This window comes from Seohaeicola sp., assembly GCF_048006315.1.
Classification (GTDB): Bacteria; Pseudomonadota; Alphaproteobacteria; order Rhodobacterales; family Rhodobacteraceae; genus Seohaeicola.
In genome coordinates this window covers 2,683,699-2,709,243 of the sequence record NZ_CP180350.1, presented here as the reverse complement: position 1 = coordinate 2,709,243, position 25,545 = coordinate 2,683,699, and the positions used below count along the sequence as shown (strand labels likewise).

Genomic DNA, 25,545 nt, shown 5'->3' with positions numbered 1-25,545 from the left:
GTTACGCCATCGACCTCAGATACGTTCAACCGCCAGAGCGATGCCCTGACCGCCACCGATGCACATGGTGATCAGCGCGCGTTTCCCGCCGATGCGCTCCAGCTCGGCCAGCGCCTTGATGACAAGAATCGCGCCCGTGGCCCCCACGGGATGGCCCAGCGCGATAGCCCCGCCATTGGGGTTCACGATCGCGGGGTCCAGCCCCAGACCACGGTTCACCGCGACGGCCTGCGCGGCAAAGGCCTCGTTGCTTTCGACCACGTCGAAATCCCCGGCCTTCAGGCCGGTGCGGGCCAAAAGCGCCTCGACCGCAGGGACCGGGCCGATCCCCATCACCTCGGGGCGGACACCGGCATGGGCGTAACCCAGCACGCGGGCACGGGGTTTGAGGCCCGCTTTTTCCGCCGCCTCGGCGCGCGCCAGCACCATGGCCGCCGCACCGTCGTTGATGCCCGAAGCATTGCCCGCGGTGACTGATCCGTCCTTCTTGAACACGGGCTTCAACCCGGCCAGCGCCTCGAGGCTGGTGGCCTTGGGGTGCTCATCCGTATCGAAGGCGACGGCCTGGCGCTTGATCATCACTTCGACCGGCACGATCTGATCCTTGAAGCGGCCTTCGGCGATTGCACGCGCCGCGCGGACCTGGCTGTCCATGGCGAAAGCGTCCTGATCGGCGCGGGTGATGCCATGCTCGCCAGCCACGTTTTCCGCCGTGACGCCCATGTGGCCCGACCCGAAGGGACAGTTCAGCGTGCCCAGCAGCATGTCCAGCGTGCGGATGTCGCCCATCTTGGCGCCCCAACGCTGATCCGGCACGATATAGGGCGCGCGGCTCATGCTTTCGGCGCCGCCTGCCAGACCGAATTGCGCATCCCCCAGCATCAGCGACTGGATCACCGAGACGACAGCCTGCGCGCCCGACCCACACAGGCGGTTCACGTTCATCGCGGGCACTGTGTCGGGAATGCCTGCCTTCATGGCGGCGACGCGGGACAGGTACATGTCCTTGGGTTCGGTGTTGATCACGTTGCCAAAGACCACATGGCCGATCTGCGCGCCCTCCACGCCGGACCGGGCCAGCGCCTCGCGCGCGACGATGGCACCCAGTTCTGTGGGCGGTATGGCGGCAAGCGCGCCGCCGAATGTGCCGATGGCGGTGCGTGCACCGTCGAGAATGACGATATCAGTCATGAGAAGTCCCCCCTGCAATGGAATTGGTCACCCGTTTGGTGTCCGCCCCTGCCCCCAAAGTCAAGCAGCACCACCCCCGGAACGTTCCGTCACGGAACAAGAGGCCTGCGGCCATCATCCTCCAACGTCCAGACATGCCCGCCCTCGAACACCGCCACGGTCAGCGGCCTGCCATAGCCTGCGCCGCTGTCCAGATTGATGCGATTGCCGCAATGGGCGGGTGCCTCCAGCGCGGTGTGACCATGCACGACCAGCCAGGGATGTGCGCCCGTATGCTCAAGAAAGGGGGCACGTATCCAGAGCAGGTCATCCTCGGCCTGATCGGCCAGCGGAACGCCGGGCAGGATGCCCGCGTGCACGAAAAGCATCCCCTGCGCCTGGTGGAAAAGGGGCATGCCCTGCAAGAAGGCCAGATGTGCGGCAGGCACGGCGGCGCGGGCCTCTTCCAGAACCAAGGAGGCCGAGCGGCCGGTGTCAGCATCCACCCCATAGGAGATGAGCGTCTTGTCCCCGCCAAGGCGTGGGTTCAGCCAATCCACGCCCGACACGACCCGCGCATCATGCACGCGCCCGTCTTCCAGATAGCGCTGGAACATGCGGTCATGATTGCCTTTCAGCACCGTCCAGTCACGCCCCGCCGCCTGCCCCCGCATCAGCGTCTCGATCACGGCGCGGCTGCCCGGCCCACGGTCCACCAGATCACCAAGGCTGATCATCGGCGCCCCGGCGCCACCATCCGCAGCGATGCGGTCAAGCGCGGTGTCCAGCATCGCGATCTCGCCATGAATGTCACCGATCACGTAAAGCGGGCTGGTCATCGCATCGCCTTTCCCCAGGGTCCTGCGCATAGCCTTATCCGATATGGAAGGGGGCCGGAAGGCACCCAGCTTTGCAGAATGCCGGGTTTGGGGCATGATGTCCCCGTGACCCGCCGCAAGAAACGGGCACCCGTAACCAGTTCCTGGAAACACCAAGGATGCGGCCCTGCGTCCTGTTCCGTGAATGCAGGACAGTCCGCATCCCCGTCCGCTGCGACGGATAACGGAAAGGACAAGGATATGAGGGGAATTGCTTTCTACTTTCTCTGTGCCGCCATTCTGGCGGTTCTGATCGGCATGAGCTGGGGAATCCAGATGTCGGCCGCAGGCGATCACAAGCTGGCAGGTGCGCATGCGCATCTGAACCTTGTAGGCTGGGTGACGCTGTCGATCTTCGCCTTCTACTATCACCTGGTGCCGGACGCGCAGGCAGGGTTGCTGCCGAAGCTGCATCTGGCCTGCGCCATCGGCGGGCTGGTGTTGCTGGTGCCCGGCATCGTCATGGCGATCAGGGGGCAGGACATGACGCTGGCCAAGGCGGGATCGGTACTGACCCTTGCCTCGATGGCGCTGTTCCTGCTGGTGGTCCTGAGGCAAGGCATGCAAAAGCCGCAGACCGCATGAGGCCCTGACGAAAAACGCCGCCCCCAAGGGGGCGGCGTCTGTGTCATTCAAGGGGAAGCGTGATCAGTTCACGTCGAATTCCAGCGGCTTGACCTGCTGGAAAAGGCCGGTGTCCTGCAGTGTCTTGCAGACGGCTTCGTTCACGGCTTCATCGACATAGAGGATTGCAATCGCCTCGCCACCCGCAGCCGCACGGCCAAGGGTGAAGTTCGCGATGTTCACGCCAGCCTTGCCCATCGTCATGCCAAGGGTACCGATGATGCCCGGAACGTCCTCGTTCGTGGTGTAGAGCATATGCGCCCCCACCTCGGCGTCGATGTTGATGCCCTTGATCTGGATGAAGCGCGGCTTGCCATCGCTGAAGACGGTGCCCGCGATGGAACGTTCGCGCTTTTCGGTCACCACGGTCACCTTGACGTATCCGTCAAATGCGCCCGACTTGTCCTGGTTGGTGGTCGAGATCTTGATGCCGCGTTCCTTGGCGATCACTGGCGCGCTGACCATGTTCACGTCGGGGTTCGCCCGCTTCATGATACCCGCCACCACCGCGGAATTCAGCGCGGCCAGGTTCATCTCGGCCACGACACCATCATAAAGGATGTTGATCGCCTTGATCGGCTCGTCCGTCATCTGGCCAATGAAGCTGCCCAGATGGCCCGCCAACTTGACCCAGGGCCCCATGATCTTGGCCTCTTCGGCGGTGACGGACGGCATGTTGAGCGCGTTGGTCACGGCACCGGTCAGCAGGTAATCCGACATCTGTTCGGCCACCTGAAGGGCCACGTTTTCCTGCGCCTCGGTGGTGGATGCGCCCAGATGCGGGGTGCAGACCACGTTGGGAAGACCGAACAGCGGGTTCTCGGTCGCGGGTTCCTCTGCGAAAACGTCGAAGGCCGCACCTGCCACATGGCCTGATTTCAGCAGATCGGCCAGCGCCGCCTCGTCGACCAGACCGCCGCGCGCGCAGTTGATGATCCGCACGCCGGGCTTGGTCTTTTCCAGGTTCTCGCGGCTCAGGATGTTGCGGGTCGCATCGGTCAGCGGCACATGCAGCGTGATGAAGTCGGCGCGGCGCAGCAGCTCTTCCAGCTCGACCTTTTCCACGTGCATCTTCGATGCCTTCTCGTCCGAGAGATAGGGATCATAGGCGATGACCTTCATCTGCAGGCCGCGCGCACGGTCGCAGACGATGCCGCCGATATTGCCCGCGCCGATCACGCCAAGGGTCTTGCCGGTCAGTTCGACCCCCATGAATTTCGACTTTTCCCACTTGCCCGCATGGGTCGAGGCAGAGGCCTCGGGGATCTGGCGCGCCACGGCGAACATCATCGCGATGGCATGTTCGGCGGTGGTGATCATGTTGCCGAAAGGCGTGTTCATGACGATCACGCCCTTCTTGCTGGCGGCTTCCTTGTCGACGTTGTCGACACCGATCCCGGCACGACCCACGACCTTGAGGTTGGTCGCGGCCTCAAGGACCTTCTCGGTCACCTTGGTGGCCGAACGGATCGCCAGACCATCGTAATTGCCGATGATTTCCAGCAGCTTGTCCTTGTCCTTGCCAAGCTTGGGCTGGAAATCGACGTCGATCCCGCGGTCGCGGAAGATCTGCACGGCGGCATCGGACAATTCGTCGGAGATGAGAACTTTGGGGGCCATGTCAGTGGTCCTTTGATATGAAATGAAAGGTGCGGGGCGCGCATCAGCGCGCACCCCGGAAAGATCAGGGATCAGCGGATCAGGCGGCTTCGGCCTGGGCTGCGATCTCGGCCTCGAAGGCCCATTCCAGCCAGGGCAGCACGGCCTGCACATCGGCGGTTTCCACCGTGCCGCCGCACCAGATCCGCAGACCGGCAGGCGCGTCGCGATAGGCGCCGATATCCAGGGCGACACCTTCGGATTCCAGACGCTTGGCGACAGCCTTGGCAAAGGCGGCACCATCCTTGATGCGGTCATCGGTGAACTTGAGGCAGACCGATGTGTTGGACCGCGTCGCGGGATCAACCGCAAGGTTCGCGATCCAGGGGCGGGTTTCGCAGAAATCCCAGATTGCGCCGGCGTTCGCATCAGCGCGCGCCATCAGCCCCTTGAACCCGCCAACCGAGCGCGCCCAGTCAAGTGCGACAAGGTAATCCTCGACAGCCAGCATGGAGGGGGTGTTGATCGTCTCGCCGACAAAGATGCCTTCGTTCAGCTTGCCCTTGGAGGTCAGGCGGAAGATCTTGGGCAGGGGCCATGCGGGGGTATAGCTTTCCAGACGGGCGACGGCGCGGGGGCTGAGGACCAGCATGCCATGCGCGGCTTCGCCGCCCAGCACCTTCTGCCAGCTGAAGGTGGTCACATCCAGCTTGTCCCAGGGCAGGTCCTGCGCGAAAGCGGCCGAGGTGGCATCACACATCGTAAGGCCCTTGCGGTCCGCCGGGATCGCATCGCCGTTGGGCATGCGCACACCGGATGTGGTGCCGTTCCAGGTGAAGCACACGTCGCGGTCGTAATCGAGCGACGCCATGTCCACGATCTCGCCGTATGCGGCCTCGTGCACACGCGCGTCGATCTTGAGCTGCTTGACCGCGTCGGTGACCCAGCCTGCACCAAAGCTTTCCCAGGCCACCATTTCGGCAGGGCGTTCGCCCAGCATGGTCCACATCGCCATCTCGAAGGCACCGGTATCCGATGCGGGCACGATCCCGATGCGATAGTCGGCCGGAATGCCCAGGATCTCGCGCGTGCCCTCGATGGCCGCTTTCAGCTTGGCCTTGCCGACGCCCGCGCGGTGGCTGCGGCCCAGGGGCGCATCCGACAGCAGATCAAGGGAAAATGTGGGGATCTTGGCACAGGGGCCAGAGGAGAACCGCGGATTGGCCGGCCGCGATGCCGGTTTCGTCGTAGTCATTGATGCTATCCTTCCAGATAAGCGCCCCCCGTTGGGGAGGGGTGTCCCACCGCCGGAAATAGAAGGGTTCAGGCGCTTTCACAACTGGGAAAATGGCGCTATAGCGCCGCATCCCGCGCAATTTGCGACATCACCATCCACGATCGGAAACACGCCCATGTTCATTGCCACGGTTCTCGCCAATCCCGCCACGCGCAACCTGGAAGGGGCCTTTCTGGACAGTCTGCGCAATGCATGGGGTGGCGGCGACGTGATCTGGCTTGATCCCGATGCGGCGGCAGAGTTCGCCTTGCCCGCCATCCCCGAGAACCGTTGGCAGGTCTGGACGGACCTGCAGGGCATGGGGCTGGACCTTGTGGTGCAGGCCGTCGCGGGGCGGCGCAAGCGGATGCTTCTGGCCGACATGGACAGCACGATGATCCAGCAGGAATGCATCGACGAACTGGCCGACATGGCGGGTGTCGGCGCGCATGTGGCGGATATCACCGCACGCGCCATGAATGGCGAGCTGGATTTCGAAGCGGCGCTGCTGGAACGTGTCGCGCTGCTGCGGGGCCTGGATGAGGGCGTGATCGCGCAGGTGCTGGCCGAACGGATCACCTTCATGCCGGGTGGGGCCGCGCTGCTTGCGACGATGAAGGCCAATGGCGGTCACGCGGCCCTTGTATCGGGCGGCTTCACCGCCTTTACAGCGCGCGTGGCCGAGGTGCTGGGCTTTGACGAACATCGCGCCAATACCCTGCTGGTCGCGGATGGCAGGCTGGTCGGCGACGTCGCCCGCCCGATCCTTGGGCGGCAAGCCAAGATCGAGGCGCTGGAACAGATCAGCGCGCGGCTGGGCATCGCGGAAACCGACGTGATCGCCGTGGGCGACGGCGCCAATGACCTTGGTATGCTTGGGCGCGCGGGCACTGGCGTCGCATTGCATGCCAAGCCCAGCGTCGCCGCCCAGTGCGACGTGCGGATCAACCACGGCGACCTGACAGCCCTGCTGTTCATCCAGGGCTATGCACGGTCGGATTTCGTCACCGCCTGAGGGACGCGCAAGCCTGCTCAGGCGAAGGCGGCACCGGGCCGGATCGTGCCTGTCTCGATCCCCCGCCGGTTCAGGATCGGCGCGTTCAGAAACTGGCGCGTCGCAGGATGACCGGCATCCAGCACCCCAAGGCGCACAAGGATCGCTGCGATCGCACATTCCGCCCCGCGGGTGGTGCCATCCGTGATCTTGAGCGCCACGCCCAGTTTGCGTTCCGGTATGATCGCGATGAAAAACGCCTCGGCCCCGGTCTTCAGCGCGACGCGCCCGTTCATCGCGCGCATCAGCAAGGTGCAGGCGCGGCCTTCGCCGGCGACCAGTTCGGGAAAGGTCACCATGGCCTGCACAAGGCGCGCCGCCGCCCCTTGCTGCGTGGACGCGCCTTCATGCGCGGCGGCAAAGAACGCCATCGCCCGCGCCATGCCATGCAGGGACGTGGCGAAATTCGGGGCGGAACAGCCGTCGATGCCGTAGCCGGGGCTTGCCTCTGCGGTGACCTCTTCGAAAGCCTCGAGGCAGGCGCGCTGCACCAGGTGATCGGGATCGACATACTCGGCCCCGCCGCCCAGATGGCGGTTCAGGGTCAGAAAGCCCGCATGTTTGCCTGAACAATTGTTGTGGATCTGGCAAGGCCTCTGACCCGCGCGGATCAGCGCGTCGCGCGCCGGCAGATCGGCGGGTTCCTGCGGTCCGCAGCGGAAATCATCGACATTGCAGCCGATATGATCCAGCCAGCCACGGACCCGGTCCGTATGGATCGCCGCCCCCTGATGGCTGGCGCAGGCCAGGGCCAGGTGTTCGGGCCACAACCGCGCGGCATCAGCCGCACCGCTGGTGATCAGCGGCAGGGCCTGCAGCATTTTCGAGGACGAGCGCGGCATGACCACCGCCTTCGGATCACCCCAGGCCTCGACGATCCCGCCCGAGGCATCGCAGATCACGGCATGCCCGTGGTGGATGCTTTCCAGGAAGGGGCCGCGCCATATCTCGGCCATGGGAACGGGGGGTGTCATCAATTGCTCCTTTGTAAACTCTGCGCGATCCTTGGGGATGTCTGTGCGATTTTCCGCCAACAGCACTTTCGCATGTGGCAGCTTTCAGGCTATTGTTGCAAGGTCGAGAAGGACATGGGTCAAGCGCGAATGCCGAAAACGGCGGGTCTGACTCATTGCGGAATTGAGGCACGTACGGCTTGGAGGCTGGACAGATGACATCAAGACTGGCGCGCGGTTGGATCTGCGCAAGTGTCGGGGCAATGATGGCCCTCGCAGCGACCGGAGCATGGGCGCAACAAACAAGCACCAACCAGGTCGCAGCCAAGACGGATTGGAGCGTTTTCGAAGACGCCGATCCCAAGGAATGCTGGGCGGTATCTTCACCCAAGGAAACGGTGAACACGCGCGACGGGCGTGTCGTGGCCGTGCAGCGCGGTGAAATCCTGCTGATGACCTTCTACCGTCCCGCGGCCGGTGTCAGCGGTCAGGTGACCTTCACGGGCGGCTATCCGTTCGCTTCGGGCTCGACCGTGAACCTGAACATCAACGACACCCAGTTCGAACTTTTCACCGAAGGGGAATGGGCCTGGCCCGCCTCGGCCGAGGATGATGCCAAGATCATCACCGCGATGAAGGGGGGCTCTTCCGCCATTCTCACCGCGCGCTCGTCGCGCGGCACGGTGACCAAGGACACGTTTTCCCTGCTGGGCTACACGGCCGCCACCGAAGAGGCCGCGCGCCGCTGCCAGTAACGGGCGCACCTGACCAGACCAGGGCAGCCCCATGCGGGCTGCCTTTTCACGTTTGAAACTTGGCTTTGGATTCGCCACGCGAATCCTGTATGACCCCGCTCTGTTTCCAAGGATGCACAGCCGATGACCGCCACCGCCCCGATCACCCAGGATGTAATGACCATCCCGCGCAAGCTGCCCAAGGGTCCCGTCAATCTTGTCGGACTGACCCGTGACGCGATGCGCGCGGCGCTGATCGCCCATGGCACACCGGAAAAGCAGGCCAAGATGCGCGTGGGCCAGATCTGGCAATGGATCTACCAGAAGGGCGTGCGGGATTTCGACCAGATGACCAACCTGGCCAAACCTTACCGGCAGGAGCTGGCCGAGAACTTTTGCATCGAGGTGCCCGAGGTCGTGACCCGCCAGCTGTCCGAGGATGGCACCCGGAAATACCTGGTCCGCATCGCCGGTGGGCATGAGGTCGAGGTGGTCTACATCCCCGAGGAAGGGCGCGGCACGCTGTGCATCTCGTCCCAGGTAGGGTGCACGCTGACCTGTTCCTTCTGCCACACCGGCACCCAGAAGCTGGTGCGCAACCTGACCGCCGCCGAGATCATCGGCCAGGTCATGGTCGCGCGCGACGATCTGGGCGAATGGCCCGCACCGGGGCGCAACCCCAAGGACGAAACACGGCTGTTGTCCAACATCGTGCTGATGGGCATGGGCGAGCCGCTGTACAATTTCGACAATGTGCGCGACGCGATGAAGATCGCGATGGATCCCGAGGGCATCAGCCTCAGCCGTCGCCGCATCACCCTGTCCACATCGGGCGTGGTGCCGGAAATCGCGCGCACGGCGCAGGAAATCGGTTGTCTGCTGGCGGTCAGTTTTCACGCCACCACGGACGAGACCCGTGACAAGCTGGTGCCGATCAACAAGCGCTGGAACATCGCGGCGCTTCTGGACGCACTGCGCGAATACCCCAAGGTGTCGAACTCCGAGCGGATCACCTTCGAATACGTGATGCTGGCCGGGGTGAATGACACCGACGAGGATGCCCGCCGACTGGTCAAGCTGATCGAGGGGATTCCCGCAAAGATCAACCTGATCCCCTTCAACGAATGGCCCGGCGCGCCTTACAAGCGGTCGTCGAACAACCGCATCCATGCCTTTGCCGACATCATCTACAAGGCCGGGTACGCAAGCCCCATCCGCACCCCCCGCGGCGAAGACATCATGGCCGCCTGCGGACAGTTGAAATCGGCCACGGAACGCGCGCGAAAGACACGCGCCCAGATCGAAGCCGAGGCAGGGTTGCGCTGAAGCACAAGCATTGCGGACGCTGCTGCGCCAATCCGCCAATGCTGCCTTAATTGTTTCGCCCTGCCACGCAATCGCCCTGATCCGGCAGAATTCGCGCCAAAGTTTTTGAACAGACTGTTTCCTGTAAAGGTTTTTTAACAGGAGTTCAAAAATGTCCGTCATCCAAGCCAGCGACGCCTTCATGGCCGCGCAAGTCCTTGACCTTGTGCTGAGCGAGCGCCGCAAGGCGTTGTCGCCGCGCGAATGGAAACACCGTCTTGCCGGTTACGGCTACAACCTGATGCAATCTGACGAAGGCGTGGTTGTCACCAGCATTCGCACAGGCACACAGGTCTGCGCCGTTCCGGGTGAAATGTCGGTCTGACGGCAACACACACCCGCACGGCGGGACCTGTCGTGCAATGACACGTCGTCGCGACTATTCGCTGATCCGCGCCACGACAAGCGGATCCTGCTGATCGTTTGCGAACAGCAAAAGCGCACCGGACGAGTCAATGTCGAACCGGCTGATTCTCTGCAAGTCGGCGAGAAACTGTTGTTCCTGCGCCATCAGATCCGGGGCACAAGCCATCCGCGTGGATGCGGCAGGCCCGATGCTCAGGCCTTCGCCGCTCAGCTCGAATGCGGCATTGTAGCGATTGCACCCGCTTCGCCCGGCCAGACGCCGCGTCACCGCATCGAATTCCAGCGTGACCTCGGCGTTTTCCACAAGTCCGGCACCGCCGATTTCCTGAACGATCCATTCCACACCGGCCAGCAAATCCATGGATTCGCCGCCGCAGCCGTCCAGGGTTCGGTCCTGCATGGTCACACTCACGGTCTGGGGAAAGGGTGTCCCCGACATCAGGTCATGGCAGATCGTTTCGGACAGACGCACCACCATGCCCTGCCCCGCCATGTCAAAGACGAAATCAGCCCCGGCCAGCGCCGCCCGCGGCAGCTTGGCGCGCAAGGGCGTCTGCCCGATATTCGGTATCAACTCGACCATGCCGCCCACGATCGTCAGCGACCAGAACGGCTCGGTCCCGCGGGCGCGATAGGGCTGTTCGGGTTCCGGCGGAACGGCCACGCATTCCGGCAGAACCTCGCCCTTCAGGGATACAAGCGCGGTATCACCTTTCGACCAGTAATAGGTGTCCGGGTCCGCCGGATCATCGAACTTTGCCCCCGATGCGGCGATAACCTGTGACAGGACCAGCCGGTCGGTATCGGTTTCCAGCACGGCGCGATCCTCGAAGAACCCGACCTTCAGCCGCGTGTCACCGCAGCGCAAGGTGCTGGCAAAGCCCATCGGCTGATACCGGTTCATGACCACATCGCCCAGCGCGACCGGGGCCGACCCTGCGGCGACCACGATGGCATCGCTGACCCACAGGGGTTGCCCATCCAGAACCACGGCCGCACGAATCGTCGCACTGACGCCGTCTGGCAGGGTCATGGAAAACGGGATCGGGACCTGCTGCCCACCGGACTGAAACCGCGTCTCGGCCAACGGGGTATTCTGCAACCCCCTGGCTTCGATCACGATATCGACGCCGGCAGGCAATGCGTCGCGGGTAAGATAGGTCAAGGCACCGTCAAGATTGCGGGCCTCGGCCGCGCCGACCATCAAGCAGGTCGCCAAAACAGAGATACTGAAAACGCGCATCACCCCGGCTCCTTTCGAAGACCTGTCATTCAGGTGGCAGTATAGATGAGCGTCTTGCGCTCTCAATCCCCTCGCGTCGGAAGCACCGATCTTGCTGGTCAGCGCCCCGGAATGGCCGCGCGCTTTTCACCGGCACCTTCCCAGTTCGCCATGGCGGCAATGGCCTCGTCGGCGGTCTCGACATACTGAAAGAGGGACAGGTCCTCGGCCGAGATCGTGCCGGCCTCTGCCAAGGCGTCCCAGTTGATGATGCGTTGCCAGAATGCCTTGCCGAACAGCAGGAATGGCACGCGCTTCATGCGGCCGGTCTGGATCAGCGTAAGGCTTTCGAACATCTCGTCCAGCGTGCCGAAACCGCCCGGAAAGACACAGACCGCGTTGGCGCGCATCAGGAAATGCATCTTGCGGATCGCGAAATAGTGGAAGTTGAAGCAAAGGTCGGGTGTGACGTATTCGTTGGGCGCCTGTTCATGCGGCAAGACGATGTTCAGGCCGATCGAAATGCCGCCCGCCTCGCGTGCGCCGCGATTGCCCGCCTCCATCACACCGGGTCCGCCCCCGGTGGTGATGATGTTGCGGTGCCCCCCGGACTCCAGCGATGCCTGTGTCACAAGATAGGAAAAACGGCGCGCCTCTTCATAGTAGCGGGACAGGTCCGCAAGGTTCCTGTTCGACGCAGCCGCCGCCTTGTCCGGGGCCGGGATCCTTGCACCGCCGAACAGGACCACGGTGCTTTCGACCCCGTATTCATCCAGCAGCATCTGCGGTTTCAGTAGCTCAAGCTGCAGCCGGACCGGGCGCAGTTCGTCCCGGCACAGGAATTCATTATCCGCAAAAGCCAACCGATAGGCCGGCGAACGCGTCTGTTCGGTCTCGGGCACGCCATGGGCTGTCTTGATATCCGTATGCGCGTCACGAAACGGGCTGCTGCGGTCTTCTTTCATCGGGGTCGCTTTCCTGAAGGGCCTGTCGCCGGGGTATCAAAGCCGAGGCCGCAAGACCAGTGACGTTGGAGTGAGCCCCCCCGACATCCGCCACGCCGTTGCGATTGCGCGTAAGGGCGCTTGGCCTTATAGGCGTCCGAAACCCTTTTCACAGCACGGAGACGCAGACATGTCGAACGCCGCCCTGGAAACAGCCATCGAAGCCGCCTGGGACGCCCGCGACGGCATCACCCCCGCCACCAAGGGCGAGGCGCGTGATGCGATCGAAGCAACGCTGGATGCGCTGGACAGCGGCAAGCTGCGCGTGGCCGAACGCCAGGCGGATGGCCAGTGGCATGTGAACCAGTGGGCCAAGAAAGCCGTGCTTCTGGGTTTCCGCATCAAGGACATGGAAGTGCATGATGGCGGCCCGCAGTCCGGCGGCTGGTGGGACAAGGTCGACAGCAAGTTCAAGGGCTGGCAGCCTGCCGACTGGAAATCCGCGGGCTTCCGCGCCGTTCCGAACTGCGTCGTGCGCCGCTCTGCCTATATCGCGCCGGGCGTGGTGCTGATGCCGTCCTTCGTCAACCTGGGCGCCTATGTCGACAGCGGCACCATGGTCGACACATGGGCCACGGTGGGCAGCTGCGCACAGATCGGCAAGAACGTGCACCTGTCGGGTGGCGTGGGCATCGGCGGCGTGCTGGAACCGATGCAGGCGGGCCCCACGATCATCGAGGACAACTGCTTTATCGGCGCGCGTTCGGAAGTGGTCGAAGGCTGCATCGTGCGCGAAGGTTCGGTGCTGGGCATGGGCGTCTTCATCGGCAAATCCACCAAGATCGTGGACCGCGAGACCGGCGAAGTCATGTATGGCGAAGTTCCCGCCGGTTCCGTCGTTGTTGCAGGTTCGATGCCCTCGAAGAACGGGATCAACCTCTACTGTGCCGTGATCGTCAAGAAGGTGGACGCGCAGACCCGCTCGAAAACCTCCATCAACGAGCTGTTGCGTGACTGATCAGCCCGAAAAGCCCAAGAAGAAACCCTCGCGCCAGCAGGTCTATACCCTGCTGGTCGAGGTGGGCCGCAAGGAAGGCGACGGGCTGCCGCCCAAGTCCACCGGCGCGGCGCTGATGATCTATGCCTCCGGCGTGGATGAGGCCGAAGCCGTGCGCGAGACCGTGGCGATCCTGAAGCAGGCCGACATGGCCCCGCTTGACGTGACCGGCTATGGCACGCTTGAGGAACGGCTTGCCGACGGCCAGGAGATCGACGAGGACGAGCGCGCCCTGATGGCCCGCGCCCTCGAGGAAAACGCCGTCATCGTCGCGCAGATGACCCCTTTCGACGACTGAAAGGTCCGGGCGATGCCTAGGCTGCCCGTCGATCGGCCAGCGTGATCGCCTCGTAGGCGCGCAGAACCGGATAGGCCGAGGCGGCATGATCCGGCAGCCGCGATCGTTCGATCCCCGCCAGCAGGCTGGCCGCCAGACGCGCGGGATTGCGCCTGATCCGTCCGATGAAAAGGCTTTCCACCGGCGTGCCGGCGGCAAGGATCGCCTCGTGCCCCGGCAACAGGACCTGCCCATAGGTTGCGGTCGGGCCGGTCACGCAGAAATGCGCGGCCGTTCCGTTGACCAGATGCCGTGCGGGCACAAGCACGAATTCCTGATCGAAAAGATACTCGACATCCGATCCACCGATCACCAACCGCTGTTCCGGGGCGACGACGATATCCTGCTGCAGGCCAAAATAGGGCGCGCGCAAGCGGACAGGCCGGAACAATCCGCGTGCGGGCACCGTGCGGCGCAGCACGTGCAGCACGGGCTGTGTATCCCCATCCGCCAGCCGCATGACATCGCCACGCTTGATCTGACCCAGCGGCTTGTAGCCATGCGGCGTGCACAGGGGCACGCGCGCATCCAGCGTCGGCACGGGGCCGACCGGTTCGATCCGGGTCGAGACCGCGAAGAATGTCACATCGGGATCCATGCAGCGCATGGCGGGTGTCATCGTGACCGACTGGACATCGCTCAGCAACAAGGGGGGTGGATCACGCAGTTCCGTCATGAACTGCCCCGGCGCGTTCGGCTTTTCCACGACAAGCCGCCCCCAGCGGGCAGGCGCATCCCACGAGTAGCTGATGCGCAGCGTTTCATGCCCCCCGATGGCATCATGGGTGACGACGCAGTGACAGGCATCGTTGCCCTGAAAGACGACCAGGGCGATACTGCCGCCGGGCAAGGCCCGCAGCGACAGCCCACGCCGCCAGGGATGGGCCTGATCCCATTCCAGAAGTGTCTGGGGCCGACCGTCGGGCGCAAGGCGCGCCTCCATCAGCAGCGTCCCCCGCGTCAGAAGCGCCATCGGATCGTCGCGCTGCAGGGCGGTATCGGACCGGCCTGCGTCACAACCAAGACCGGAACAGGAAAACCGGGGATCGGCATGATCCGCTATCGCAATCCACGCCATGTCAGGCCACCCGCCTTTCGGCCTGCAGCAAACGCGCCTCGTAGCAGCGCAACATGCGGCGGGCAGCCGGGCTGTAGCCTTGCCCCGTCACCGGATCAAGTTCCGGGAACAGCGCCGTGATCTCGCCGATGACTTCGGCCTCGAAAGACCGCGTGATCTGGGGGCCCGGCAGGAAGCTTTCGGTCTCGAGCCCCTCCGAGAATACCACCTGGTGCCGGTCGAACAGGATATGCACATAGTCGACCATGCCGCCTTCGATCCGGCGCACGCTGCGGTCGTTGACCAGGTCGCGCGCCGCGACCAGAACCTCGCGCTCGCCGAACAGCACCTCGGCCAGGCTGTCACGGATCAGAACGCGGTGCAGCGGCGAAAGCATCAGGCTGCGATGCTCGCCAAAGGTATTGGCCGCGATGAAGATCGGGGCAAAGTCCGCACGCGCTTCGACCCGACGCTGGCCGATCCAGCGCAGCGGTTGCGGGCCGTCATCCTTGGTCAGGACCAGATCGCCCGGCGTCAGGGTTTCGACAGGCACCTCGCCTTGCGGGGTCAGCACCATCGTGCCCGCCACGAAACAGGGAACGGAATCGACGATGACGAAGCCGGTATCGGTCTGCCCGGTGCTGCTGGCCACCGTATAGGTGAAATTCGCCACCTCGACATTGCCATCGCCGACGACTGTCAGCGTACCGTCGGCATTCACCGTCACCTGCTGCCCCGTACCAAGGGTCAGGACCGTGCCGGCCACGACGGGTTGGCCGTTGATATGGGTGATGGTCAGCACCCCGCCCGTGGCGTTCACATCATTGCCGAGAACGTCGATCACGGCGGTGCCGTTGGGATAGATCTCGGCCATGTCGGTCTGGGCGACCAGAACCGTCTGAACCGAATTGCCCGCGATCAGCACATTGGTGTCGTATTGGGAATCAAGCACATCCGCGATGCCGATCCGGATCGAATTGACCTGATCGGGGTTGACCACCATCGTCAGGGTCATGGTGACGGTGAAGCCGTCCATCTCGGTGTTGTAGGGGCTGCCCACGTTCGAGATGAACAGGTTCTGGTTGCTGCCCGCATTCAGGTTGTTGGGATCGACATCCCCGTCACCCACCGCAAGATCCACCTGCTGGCCGTTGACCCAGACACCGAAGAAATCCTGATAGGCGCCGTTGGCGAATTCCGGGTATTCCTCGGACGAAAAGACGAATTGCATCGTCATCACGTTGCCGGTGGGGATGAAATCCACGTCCAGCCAGGCCGCATCAAAGGTGCTGGTGCCGGCAGCCGCGTTGAACTGCGCGTTGTTGTTCACGCCCGATGTGTCGGTTGTTCTGGACGCGCTCAGGTTGGCCTGTGTCGGGTTGGCATTGGTGCCACCGGCCGTGTTGGTGAAATCCGTCGCCCGTCCGGTTGACAGGATCACGCCCGTATCGCTGGGGGTCACGAAAGGCGATACACTGTCACCGTTGCTGTAGATGCCCGAAGACCGCGCGTCGCCGGTGTAGCTTGCGCTGACCACGGTGACACCATCGCCGAATATCTCGTTGGCCATCTGCACTGCAGAGGCGTTCGTGTTCACCGGCAACCTGGATGCTGCAACCATTTAAATCCTGCCCCATTTGGCCTGAGACAGGACAGCACAAGATCGGCGACACACCAGTCGCGCACCATATGCCGGCCGGAGCCTCCACATTCCTTGATCTGGACCACGTTGGATCCTGCTGCTTATGACCTGCCTCGGGTCTTATTCATTAAGGCGGAGTTAACACTTTCGTATCGGTAGTGTTAACACTGTTGCGGCAAAGCAGAGGCTATCGCCATGAAATTGCGCTTTTTTCGACACATTCGCACAATCTCGGATTGTTTGCCGTCGCGGAAAAAGCAGTCTATCGATGCATAGCCCCAGAAAAGGACGCCGCCCATGGCCCAGACACACAGCAATGCGCCCACCCCGGTCGATCCCGCCGATCTGGCCGTGCAACTGATCCGCTGCCCCTCGGTCACACCCGAAGAAGGCGGTGCGCTGGTGCTGTTGCAATCGCTGCTGGAAGGCGCGGGCTTTGCCTGCACAAGGGTTGATCGGGGCGCGGTGTCGAACCTGTTTGCCCGCTGGGGTGCCAAGGGGCATCCCCATACATTCGGCTTCAACGGGCATACCGATGTGGTGCCGGTCGGCGATGAGGCCGCGTGGACCGTGCCGCCCTTCGGCGGGGTGATCAAGGACGGCCAGATCTGGGGACGCGGCGCCACCGACATGAAATCGGGCGTGGCCGCCTTTGCTGCCGCCGCGATTGATTTCGTGCGCCAGACCCCGCCGGATGGCGCGGTCGTCCTGACCATCACCGGGGATGAGGAAGGCGATGCCGTGGACGGCACCACCGCGCTGCTGGACTGGATGCGCGACAACGGCGAAGCGATGAGCGTCTGTCTGGTTGGCGAGCCCACCTGCCCCGAGCGCATGGGCGAGATGATCAAGATCGGGCGGCGCGGATCGCTGACCGCGTTTTTCACGGTGACGGGCGTGCAGGGCCATTCGGCCTATCCGCACCGGGCAAGGAACCCGCTGCCCGCGATGGCGCGGCTGATGGACAGGCTGTCCAGCCACGAACTGGACCAGGGCAACGACCATTTCGACCCGTCGACCTTGGCCGTGGTGACCATCGATACGGGCAACCCTGCCACCAACGTGATTCCCGCCCAGTGCCGCGCCAGCGTCAACATCCGCTTCAATGACATCCATTCGGGCGCCAGTCTGACCGACTGGCTGCGCGCCGAGGCAGACAAGGTGGCCGATGAATTCGGCGTGCAGGTGGCCATGACCATAAAGATTTCCGGCGAAAGCTTTCTGACACCGCCCGGCGCGCTATCGGACATGGTCGGCGCTGCGGTACAGGCGGAAACCAACGTGGTGCCGGTCCTGTCCACCTCGGGCGGGACCTCGGACGCGAGATTCGTCAAGGATCACTGCCCGGTGGTCGAATTCGGCCTTGTCGGCCGCACGATGCACCAGGTCGATGAACGGGTCGAAATCGCCCATATCCACCAGCTCAAGTCGATCTACACCCGCATCCTGCGCAGCTATTTCGGTTAGGCCGCGCGGTTCAGGACGCCGGGCATGGGCACCGATTCCCCCATGACGGCACCCTGCACCTGTGATAACCGGAGCGCATGAGCCAGCTTCCCACAAAGACCGAGATCCTGAACTGGATCGCGGATCATCCGACCCTCACCGCGAAACGCGATATCGCCAAGGCCTTCGGGATCAAGGGTGCGGCGCGGATCGATCTGAAGCGTATCCTCAAGGAACTTGAGGATGAGGGTCACCTTGAGAAGCGCAAGAAAACATATCGCGACCCGGATCGCCTTCCGCCCGTCAGCATCGTGCAGGTCGGCCCGCCCAATGCCGAAGGCGACATGACCGCCCGCCCGCTGGAATGGACTGGCGAAGGCCCCGAGCCGCGCATCCTGATGATCGCGCGCGCCACCGACCCGGCGCTCGGCGAAGGCGACCGCATCCTCGCCCGTCTGACCGAAGTACGCGGTCAGACCCATCATTACGAAGGCCGGCTGATCCGCCGCATCGGCACCAACCCGGCCCGCGTTCTGGGCGTGTTCCGCAAGACATCCGAGGGCGGTCGCATCCTGCCCATCGACAAGGGTGACGGCAAGGAATGGCAAGTGCCCGAAGGCGCCACCGGCGGCGCGAAGGATGGTGAACTGGTCGAGGCGGAACAGGCCGGACCCAAGGCCCGGATGGGCCTGCCGCGCGCACGGATCATCAACCGGCTGGGCGATCCATCGGCGCCCAAGGCAGTATCCCTGATCGCCATTCACCAGCATGGCATCCCCGACGATTTCCCCGACGAGGTAATGGCCGAGGCGGACAGCATGAAGCCCGCGGGCCTGTCGGGCCGCGAGGACATGCGCGACATGCCCCTGATCACCATCGATCCCTGGGATGCGCGCGACCATGACGATGCCTGCTGGGCCCATGCCGACGACGATCCCGCCAATGCCGGCGGTCATGTGATCTGGGTCGCCATCGCCGACGTGGCGCATTACGTGCTTCCCGGATCGGCACTGGACATCGAGGCGCGCAAGCGCGGCAATTCCAGCTATTTCCCGGACCGCGTGGTGCCGATGCTGCCGGACCGGCTGTCGGGCGATCTGTGCTCGTTGCACGAAGGTGTGCCGCGCGCCTGCATCGCGCTGCGCATGCAGGTGGACGCCGAGGGGCAGAAGATCGGCCATCGTTTCGTGCGTGGGCTGATGCGCTCTGTCGCGTCACTGAATTACCGCGAGGTGCAGGAAGCCCGTGACGGTGCGCCGAACGACAAATGTGCCCCCCTGATGGACCTGGTCATCAACCCACTTTACGCCGCCTATGACGCGCTGGTGAAAGCGCGCGCGCGCCGCCAACCGCTGGACCTGGACCTGCCCGAACGCAAGGTGATCCTGTCGGACGAGGGCAAGGTGACCTCTGTCAACTTCGCCGAACGCCTGGACGCGCATCGCCTGATCGAGGAATTCATGGTGCTGGCCAATGTCGCCGCCGCCGAAACCCTGATCGCCCGCCGCTCGCCGCTGCTGTTCCGGGTGCACGAGGAACCCAGCCCCGAAAAGCTTGAGGCGCTGCGCGATACGGCAGAGGCAGCCGGTCTGGTGCTGGCCAAGGGCCAAGTTCTGAAGACCGCGCATCTGAACGCGCTCCTGGCGCAGGCCGAAGGCACGGACCACGACGAGCTGATCAACATCTCGACCCTGCGCGCCATGACCCAGGCCTATTACAGCCCCTCGAACTTCGGCCATTTCGGTCTGGCCTTGCAGGCCTATGCGCATTTCACCTCGCCGATCCGGCGCTATTCGGACCTGGTGGTGCACCGGGCACTGATCTCGGCGCACAAATGGGGCGATGACGGGCTGAGCCATCAGGAAATCGACCGTCTTGAGGCGACCGCCCAGCATATCAGCGAGACCGAGCGCCGCTCGATGATGGCGGAACGCGACACCAACGACCGCTATCTGGCAGCTTTCCTGTCGGACCGACTGGGTGCAGAATTCACCGGGCGGATCAGCGGCATCGCCAAGTTTGGGGCCTTCGTGAAGCTGGATGAAACCGGCGCCGACGGGTTGATCCCGATCCGGTCGCTGGGCACCGAGTATTTCCACTTCGACCGCGACAAGGGCACGCTGATGGGATCGCAGACCGGCCTGACCATCGGGCTGGGTCAGCGCGTGCGGGTCAAGCTGACCGAAGCGGCCCCCGTCACCGGTGGCATCGCGCTGGAACTGATCAGCATCGAGGGCCGCGACATGCCCAAGGGCCCGCCCGGATCGCGCGGCAAGCCGCCGAAACGCGCGCTGGGGCGCGCCAAGCACAAGGCCGCCAAACTGAAACGCAAGGCGGATCGCCGCCGCTAGGCGCGCGACGCGCGGCCCCATAGGCGGAACCCTGCGGCACCCGCGCGCGCCACGACAGAACGCTTTTGCAAACACCGCGCTTGCGCTACCATTGCCCAAAATGACCAAGCACAAGCGAGGCCGGGCACATGAGCAAGACATTCCTGATTCCACTGTCAGCGGTGATCCTGATGACCAATGCCGCATGCGCGGGACCGGTTGAACGGTCACTGCGTCCCGAGGCGCGGCCATCGGCCCTGTCGACGGTGCAAAGGGCCTCGGCCCCGGCGACACTGGCGCCTGCCGTCTCGGCCGAGACGCGGGCAGGCTTCGAACGCTGGGCCGCGGGGTTCCGCAGCCGCGCGCAGGCGCAGGGGATCCGCCCGGATGTGGTGCAGCGCGCCTTTACGGGCATCGGTTATGACCCCGCCGTGATCGAGCGGGACCGCAACCAGGCCGAATTCACCCGCCAGATCTGGGACTACCTGGACAGTGCCGCTTCACCCGTACGGGTCGAAAATGGTCAGGCCGCGCTGCAAAAGCACCGCCGTACCCTGCAGGCGATCGAGGATCGTTTCGGCGTCGAGAAAGAGGTTGTCACCGCCGTCTGGGGGCTGGAAAGCGCCTATGGCGAACGGCGCGGCACGATGGATGTGATCCAGTCGCTGGCGACACTGGCCCATGACGGGCGGCGCGGCGCCTTCTTCGAGGCGCAGTTGATCGCGGCGCTTCAGATCATCCAGGCGGGCGATGTGGACCCGCGCAGCATGACCGGCAGCTGGGCCGGCGCGATGGGCCATACCCAGTTCATCCCGACATCCTATCTGGCCTATGCGGTGGATTTCACCGGCGATGGCAAGCGCGACATCTGGTCGGATGATCCCACCGACGCGCTGGCCTCGACGGCTGCATACCTCAAGCGGTTCGGCTGGACCAAGGGGCAGCCATGGGGCGTCGAAGTGCGCCTTCCCGCCGGGTTCAACGCAGGGCTGGCCAAGCGTGACATCAAGCGCGCGCCGTCTGACTGGGCGGCGATGGGTGTGACCGACATGAACGGTCGCGCGGTGCCCAACCATGGCGCAGCCTCGATCCTGCTGCCGGCCGGCACGGCGGGCGCGGCCTTCATGATCTTCGACAATTTCGCGGTGATCGAGCGATACAACAAGGCGGATGCCTATGTGATCGGGGTGGGCCATCTGTCGGACCGGATCAAGGGCGGACCCGAGATCCGGACACCCTGGCCGCGGGGCTATGCGCCCTTGTCCTTCGACGAACGGATGGAGATGCAGCAGCGGTTGCAGGCGCGCGGTTTCGGGATCGAGAAGATCGACGGAATCATCGGCCCCAACACGACCGAGGCGATCCGCGCCTTCCAGCGATCGATCGGCGTGCAACCTGACGGCTTTCCCAGCCAGGACGTGCTGGCCTTGCTGAAGCGCTGATCGCCCCTCGCCCATGGTGGCGGCGGTTGGGTCTTGCGTATTGTCGGAACGGTGAGGAAACAGGCGCGAAACCCCTTGCACGGTGGTGCGGGTGCCGGTGTAGCTTGGTGTCATGCCACGCCAGAACCCACATCGCCCCTTCACACCCGATCCCGTCCAGATGGCGCTGGCGCCCTCTGTGTCGGGCAATGCGATCAACGGGCTGGGCGAGACAGCGGCGCGGCCTGCCCGTGTCGTCTATTGGGCGCCGAACCCTGACGACATTCCCCATGGGGCGATGCAGCGCTGGTTCTATACCGTCGATCCGGATGCCGCCCCCATCGCGGCGGCGCGGGCCGAGCGGCAGGTAATCCTGAACGCGCCGTTGGCTGATCTGGCAGGCCCGCCGGTAGAGCGCCCGCCCGAGGAATGGACCGCGGCCCTGACGCGGTTCGTCGTGGAAGGTATCTGCGAGAAAACCGGCGTGGCCGTGATGGACCAGGCCTGGGTCTATGAGGGCCAGAGCATTGCGCAATCACGGGTGATCGTGCTTGGCGTGCAGCATGATTTCGACGCGATCAGCACCGCCCCCGAAGCCGTGGCAGGCGGCGAGGTGATCCGCCAATATGGACGCGCAGCGGGGGCGGCCAAGGCAGTGGCAAGCTGGCTGCGTCAGCAGGGATGGGCGGCAGAGCCGGTGACGGGGCCGATGGCGGGCAAGCTGTTGCTGATCCCGCCCGCGCTGGCCTGCGGCTTCGGCGAACTGGGCAAGCACGGGTCGATCATCGACGCCGAAATGGGATCGTCCTTCCGGCTGTCGGCAGTGCTGACCAACGCGCCCTTTGCCCCGACCCCGCCGGAAAGCCATGGCATCGACGATTTCTGCGCCAGTTGCCGCATCTGCGAGGATGCCTGCCCCCCCATGGCCATCGCGTCCGAAAAGCAGACCGTGCGCGCCGCGCGCAAATGGTACGTGGATTTCGACCGCTGCCTGCCCTTCTTCAACCAGACCAACGGTTGCGCGATCTGCATCGCCGTCTGCCCCTGGTCGCGGCCGGGTGTGGGCCTTAACCTGGCGGCAAAGCTGGCCCGCCGCGCGGCGCGGGTGCAGGGGTCAGCAGCGGACGCAACAACGCAAGCGGATGCGCCCTGAGCGACAGGCGCATGGCGACGTAATCCTCGACCACCTCCTCGCCCAGGGTCATCTGCGGCAGATGCGCGGCAGGTTCCACGATGCCTTCGCCGTCCATGTCCAGCGCGAACAGCGGCAGGGGGGCATCGGCGGTCAGGGCCTTGGCCTCCCACAGCGCCTGACGGCGGGTCAGCCCCAGCCCGGCGAAGGCATCAGCCTCGGCCAGGCGGGCCACCACCGCTGGCGCCAGCCCCGCCCGGCGCCAGACATCGGCGACCGACAGATAGCCATTGCCGCGCGCGGCACAAAGCCATGCGGCATCATCCTCGCGCAGGCCCTTGATCTGGCGGAAGCCCAGACGCAGGGCCAGCCCGCCCAGACCGTCGGGTTCCATCACGTTGTCCCAATAGCTGTTGTTCACGCAGACCGGGCGCACCTGCACACCATGTTCACGCGCATCACGGATGATCTGCGCAGGCGCATAAAAGCCCATGGGCTGCGCGTTCAGAAGTGCACAGGCGAAGATGCCGGGATGGTGGTACTTGAGCCAGGCCGAGGCATAGACCAGAAGCGCGAAACTGGCGGCATGGCTTTCGGGAAAGCCGTAGCTGCCGAAACCTTCGATCTGGCTGAAGCAGCGTTCGGCGAAGTCCATGTCATAGCCGTTGCGCGCCATGCCGCGCAGAAACCGCGTACGGAATTCCGACACATTGCCATGCTTCTTGAAAGTGGCCAGCGACCGGCGCAGCCGATCCGCCTCATCGGGGGTGAAACCCGCACCGATGATGGCGATCTGCATCGCCTGTTCCTGAAACAGCGGCACGCCCAGCGTCTTGGCCAGCACATCGCCCAAAGCGTCTGACGGAAACTCCATCCTCTCCTCGCCATTGCGGCGGCGCAGGTAGGGATGCACCATGTCGCCCTGGATCGGACCGGGGCGCACGATCGCCACCTCGATCACCAGATCGTAGAAGCAGCGCGGCTTCATCCGGGGCAGGAAGTTCATTTGCGCGCGGCTTTCCACCTGGAACACGCCCACGGAATCAGCGCGGCACAGCATGTCATAGACGCGCGGATCCTCGGGCGGGAGGGTCGCCAACCGGTGCCGCATCCCATGATGCTGCGCGATCAGGTCGAAGGCCTTGCGGATGCAGGTCAGCATGCCGAGGCTGAGGATATCGACCTTGAGGATGCCCAGCGTATCGATGTCATCCTTGTCCCAGCAGATCACCGTGCGCCCTTCCATCGCGGCATTCTCGATGGGCACCAGTTCGTCCAGGCGGCCTTCGGTGATGATGAAACCGCCGACATGCTGGCTGAGGTGGCGGGGAAAGCCCACGATCTCGTGGATCAGGGCCATGGTGCGCGCCAGGCGCGGCTCGGTCGGGTCCAGCCCGATCTCGCGCAGGCGGGCCTCCTCGGTGCCGGACATGCCGTAGAACCCCCAAAGCTGCGAGCTGAGGGCCGCGACCGTATCCTGCGACAGGCCCATGGCCGCGCCCACCTCGCGGATGGCGCGCTTGCCGCGATAATGGATCACGGTGGCGCAAAGCCCGGCACGGTGACGGCCGTAGCGGTCATAGATGTGCTGGATCACCTCCTCGCGCCGTTCATGTTCGAAATCGACGTCGATATCGGGGGGCTCGTCCCGCGCCTCGGACACGAAACGCTCGAACACCATCGTGCCGATCTCGGGGGAAACCGAGGTGACGCCAAGGCAGTAGCAGACCACCGAATTGGCCGCCGATCCGCGCCCCTGGCACAGGATGCCGCGCCCGCGCGCGAAATCGACGATGTCATGCACGGTCAGGAAATAGGGTTCATACTTCAGCTTGCTGATCAGGGTCAGCTCATGCTCCAGCATCCCGCGCACACGATCCGGCGCGCCTTCGGGATAGCGCCAGTCCAGACCGGCCAGGGCCAGGCGGCGCAAGCGCGCGGCGGCAGTCTCATTGCCCGTCACCTCGGACGGATATTCGTAGCGCAATTCGTCCAGCGAGAAGGCCAGGCGCTGCGCCAGCGCGCCGGCCCGGTCCACCGCATCGGCATGCGGGCCGAAAAGGTGGCGCATCTCGGGTTCCCCGCGCAGGCGCTGTTCGCCATTGGCCAGCGCGGCGCGGCCCAGACGGTCCACCGTGGTGCCGGTGCGGATCGCGGTCAGCACATCGGCCATCTGGCGGCGGCGCCCCTCGTGCATCAGGGGCATGGCCGAGGCCAGCACGGGAACGCCCAGATCGGCGGCCACCCTTGCCAGATGGTCAAACCGCGCGCGATCCTGCCCGTCATAGCGGGGAGACATCACCAGGTGCATCTGGCTGGCCAAGCGGCGCGTCAGGGCGCGCGCCAGCGGCAACCAGTCGACCGCGCCGCCGTCAGCCGTGATCTTGTGTGGCGGGTGCAGCAGGAAATGCAGCCCCCCGGTCTGCCCCTCGAGATCGGCAAGGCGCAGATCGCACCCCCCCTTGGGCGCGCGGCGGCGGCCCAGCGTCAGCAACCGGCAAAGATGCGCCCAGCCGGTCCGGTTTTCCGGCAGTGCGGTCAGCACCAGCCCCTCAGCCAGATGCAGCGTGGCAGCCGGGATCAGGCGCGGGCAGGTGAAGCGTGGTCCCTGATCATCCGGCGCGCGCGCGGGATCGGGAGGGCCGATCACACCATGAGCCGCCTGATGCGCCTGTCGTTCGGCCACCTGCCGCGCAATCTCACGCGCCGTGGCATGGGCGCGCACGATCCCGGCCACGGAATCGACATCGGCAATGGCGATCGCCGCGATTCCCAGACTGGCGGCACGCTGCATGTACTCCTCGGGGTGCGAGGCCCCGGTGAGAAAGGTAAAATTCGAGGTGATGCACAGCTCTGCAAACATGTCATGGCAGAGTATATTCACGTTTTGTTCTTTTTCGAGTCCCAATTCAGACGTATCGCCTGCGGCACCTGGCCC

The 25,545-nt window shown here is 64.5% G+C and carries 21 protein-coding genes; 11 read left to right on the top strand and 10 right to left on the bottom strand.

Annotated elements, in window-relative coordinates:
* Positions 1 to 15 precede the first annotated feature (15 nt).
* Entirely contained in the window at positions 16 to 1,191 is a 1,176-nt protein-coding gene (locus tag ACMUJL_RS13575; protein ID WP_068291177.1) for an acetyl-CoA C-acyltransferase family protein, read from the bottom strand.
* Between the two features lie 89 nt (positions 1,192 to 1,280).
* Entirely contained in the window at positions 1,281 to 2,009 is a 729-nt protein-coding gene (locus tag ACMUJL_RS13570; RefSeq protein WP_375573487.1) for a metallophosphoesterase, read from the bottom strand.
* Between the two features lie 240 nt (positions 2,010 to 2,249).
* Here ACMUJL_RS13570 and ACMUJL_RS13565 point away from each other — a divergent pair, with 240 nt between their 5' ends.
* Positions 2,250 to 2,633 (top strand): hypothetical protein, encoded by a 384-nt coding sequence (locus ACMUJL_RS13565; protein ID WP_068291174.1) that lies wholly within the window; start codon positions 2,250 to 2,252, stop codon positions 2,631 to 2,633.
* 63 nt (positions 2,634 to 2,696) lie between these two features.
* Here ACMUJL_RS13565 and serA read toward each other — a convergent pair whose 3' ends face one another.
* A complete protein-coding gene (gene serA / locus ACMUJL_RS13560) occupies positions 2,697 to 4,292 on the bottom strand; it encodes a phosphoglycerate dehydrogenase (RefSeq protein ID WP_068291172.1) in 1,596 nt (531 codons plus the stop codon).
* 79 nt (positions 4,293 to 4,371) lie between these two features.
* The gene (locus tag ACMUJL_RS13555) at positions 4,372 to 5,526 is read right to left on the bottom strand and encodes a phosphoserine transaminase (RefSeq protein WP_068291171.1); all 1,155 of its coding nucleotides are present in this window, start codon (positions 5,524 to 5,526) and stop codon (positions 4,372 to 4,374) included.
* A 157-nt stretch (positions 5,527 to 5,683) separates the two neighbouring features.
* Here ACMUJL_RS13555 and serB point away from each other — a divergent pair, with 157 nt between their 5' ends.
* The gene (gene serB, locus ACMUJL_RS13550; protein ID WP_375573491.1) at positions 5,684 to 6,562 is read left to right on the top strand and encodes a phosphoserine phosphatase SerB; all 879 of its coding nucleotides are present in this window, start codon (positions 5,684 to 5,686) and stop codon (positions 6,560 to 6,562) included.
* A 17-nt stretch (positions 6,563 to 6,579) separates the two neighbouring features.
* On the opposite strand, the gene ACMUJL_RS13545 is transcribed toward serB, so the two are convergent.
* Positions 6,580 to 7,575 (bottom strand): asparaginase, encoded by a 996-nt coding sequence (locus tag ACMUJL_RS13545; protein WP_375573493.1) that lies wholly within the window; start codon positions 7,573 to 7,575, stop codon positions 6,580 to 6,582.
* A 194-nt stretch (positions 7,576 to 7,769) separates the two neighbouring features.
* Between ACMUJL_RS13545 and ACMUJL_RS13540 the strand changes: the two genes are divergently transcribed.
* The 3 genes from ACMUJL_RS13540 (at position 7,770) to ACMUJL_RS13530 (ending at position 9,978) form a co-directional block, all read left to right on the top strand.
* Positions 7,770 to 8,309, top strand: coding sequence for a hypothetical protein (locus ACMUJL_RS13540; protein ID WP_375573495.1), 540 nt, complete (start codon positions 7,770 to 7,772; stop codon positions 8,307 to 8,309).
* 123 nt (positions 8,310 to 8,432) lie between these two features.
* Positions 8,433 to 9,614 (top strand): 23S rRNA (adenine(2503)-C(2))-methyltransferase RlmN, encoded by a 1,182-nt coding sequence (rlmN, locus tag ACMUJL_RS13535; RefSeq protein WP_375573497.1) that lies wholly within the window; start codon positions 8,433 to 8,435, stop codon positions 9,612 to 9,614.
* 151 nt (positions 9,615 to 9,765) lie between these two features.
* On the top strand, positions 9,766 to 9,978 hold the full coding sequence (locus tag ACMUJL_RS13530; protein ID WP_068291162.1) for a hypothetical protein: 213 nt from the start codon (positions 9,766 to 9,768) through the stop codon (positions 9,976 to 9,978).
* A gap of 54 nt (positions 9,979 to 10,032) precedes the next feature.
* On the opposite strand, the gene ACMUJL_RS13525 is transcribed toward ACMUJL_RS13530, so the two are convergent.
* Together ACMUJL_RS13525 and ACMUJL_RS13520 are read right to left on the bottom strand one after the other, a co-directional pair.
* The gene (locus ACMUJL_RS13525; protein WP_375573499.1) at positions 10,033 to 11,262 is read right to left on the bottom strand and encodes an META domain-containing protein; all 1,230 of its coding nucleotides are present in this window, start codon (positions 11,260 to 11,262) and stop codon (positions 10,033 to 10,035) included.
* Positions 11,263 to 11,360: 98 nt separating this feature from the next.
* The gene (locus tag ACMUJL_RS13520; protein WP_068291158.1) at positions 11,361 to 12,206 is read right to left on the bottom strand and encodes a TIGR00730 family Rossman fold protein; all 846 of its coding nucleotides are present in this window, start codon (positions 12,204 to 12,206) and stop codon (positions 11,361 to 11,363) included.
* Between the two features lie 169 nt (positions 12,207 to 12,375).
* On the opposite strand from ACMUJL_RS13520, the gene dapD reads away from it, so the two are divergent.
* On the top strand, positions 12,376 to 13,203 hold the full coding sequence (dapD, locus tag ACMUJL_RS13515; protein WP_068291157.1) for a 2,3,4,5-tetrahydropyridine-2,6-dicarboxylate N-succinyltransferase: 828 nt from the start codon (positions 12,376 to 12,378) through the stop codon (positions 13,201 to 13,203).
* A complete protein-coding gene (locus ACMUJL_RS13510) occupies positions 13,196 to 13,540 on the top strand; it encodes a hypothetical protein (RefSeq protein ID WP_068291156.1) in 345 nt (114 codons plus the stop codon). The genes dapD and ACMUJL_RS13510 overlap by 8 nt, the downstream gene beginning before the upstream one ends.
* Positions 13,541 to 13,556: 16 nt before the next feature.
* Here the strand turns inward: ACMUJL_RS13510 and ACMUJL_RS13505 are convergent, their stop codons facing one another.
* Together ACMUJL_RS13505 and ACMUJL_RS13500 are read right to left on the bottom strand one after the other, a co-directional pair.
* On the bottom strand, positions 13,557 to 14,657 hold the full coding sequence (locus ACMUJL_RS13505; protein ID WP_068291154.1) for a Hint domain-containing protein: 1,101 nt from the start codon (positions 14,655 to 14,657) through the stop codon (positions 13,557 to 13,559).
* A gap of 1 nt (position 14,658) precedes the next feature.
* Positions 14,659 to 16,257, bottom strand: coding sequence for a Hint domain-containing protein (locus ACMUJL_RS13500; RefSeq protein WP_375573505.1), 1,599 nt, complete (start codon positions 16,255 to 16,257; stop codon positions 14,659 to 14,661).
* A 318-nt stretch (positions 16,258 to 16,575) separates the two neighbouring features.
* Here ACMUJL_RS13500 and dapE point away from each other — a divergent pair, with 318 nt between their 5' ends.
* From dapE to ACMUJL_RS13480, 4 genes are all read left to right on the top strand, one after another.
* Positions 16,576 to 17,745: a succinyl-diaminopimelate desuccinylase gene (dapE, locus tag ACMUJL_RS13495; protein WP_375573507.1), complete on the top strand. Its 1,170-nt coding sequence runs from the start codon at positions 16,576 to 16,578 to the stop codon at positions 17,743 to 17,745.
* Positions 17,746 to 17,822: 77 nt separating this feature from the next.
* Positions 17,823 to 20,075 carry a ribonuclease R gene (gene rnr, locus ACMUJL_RS13490; RefSeq protein ID WP_068291150.1) on the top strand — a complete coding sequence of 751 codons (2,253 nt, stop codon included), beginning with the start codon at positions 17,823 to 17,825 and terminating at the stop codon, positions 20,073 to 20,075.
* A 128-nt stretch (positions 20,076 to 20,203) separates the two neighbouring features.
* Positions 20,204 to 21,496 (top strand): lytic murein transglycosylase, encoded by a 1,293-nt coding sequence (locus ACMUJL_RS13485; RefSeq protein WP_068291148.1) that lies wholly within the window; start codon positions 20,204 to 20,206, stop codon positions 21,494 to 21,496.
* A 112-nt stretch (positions 21,497 to 21,608) separates the two neighbouring features.
* Positions 21,609 to 22,628 carry a 4Fe-4S dicluster domain-containing protein gene (locus ACMUJL_RS13480; RefSeq protein WP_416914313.1) on the top strand — a complete coding sequence of 340 codons (1,020 nt, stop codon included), beginning with the start codon at positions 21,609 to 21,611 and terminating at the stop codon, positions 22,626 to 22,628.
* Here the strand turns inward: ACMUJL_RS13480 and ACMUJL_RS13475 are convergent.
* Entirely contained in the window at positions 22,543 to 25,470 is a 2,928-nt protein-coding gene (locus ACMUJL_RS13475; RefSeq protein WP_375573512.1) for an error-prone DNA polymerase, read from the bottom strand. The genes ACMUJL_RS13480 and ACMUJL_RS13475 overlap by 86 nt on opposite strands.
* Positions 25,471 to 25,545: the final 75 nt, after the last annotated feature.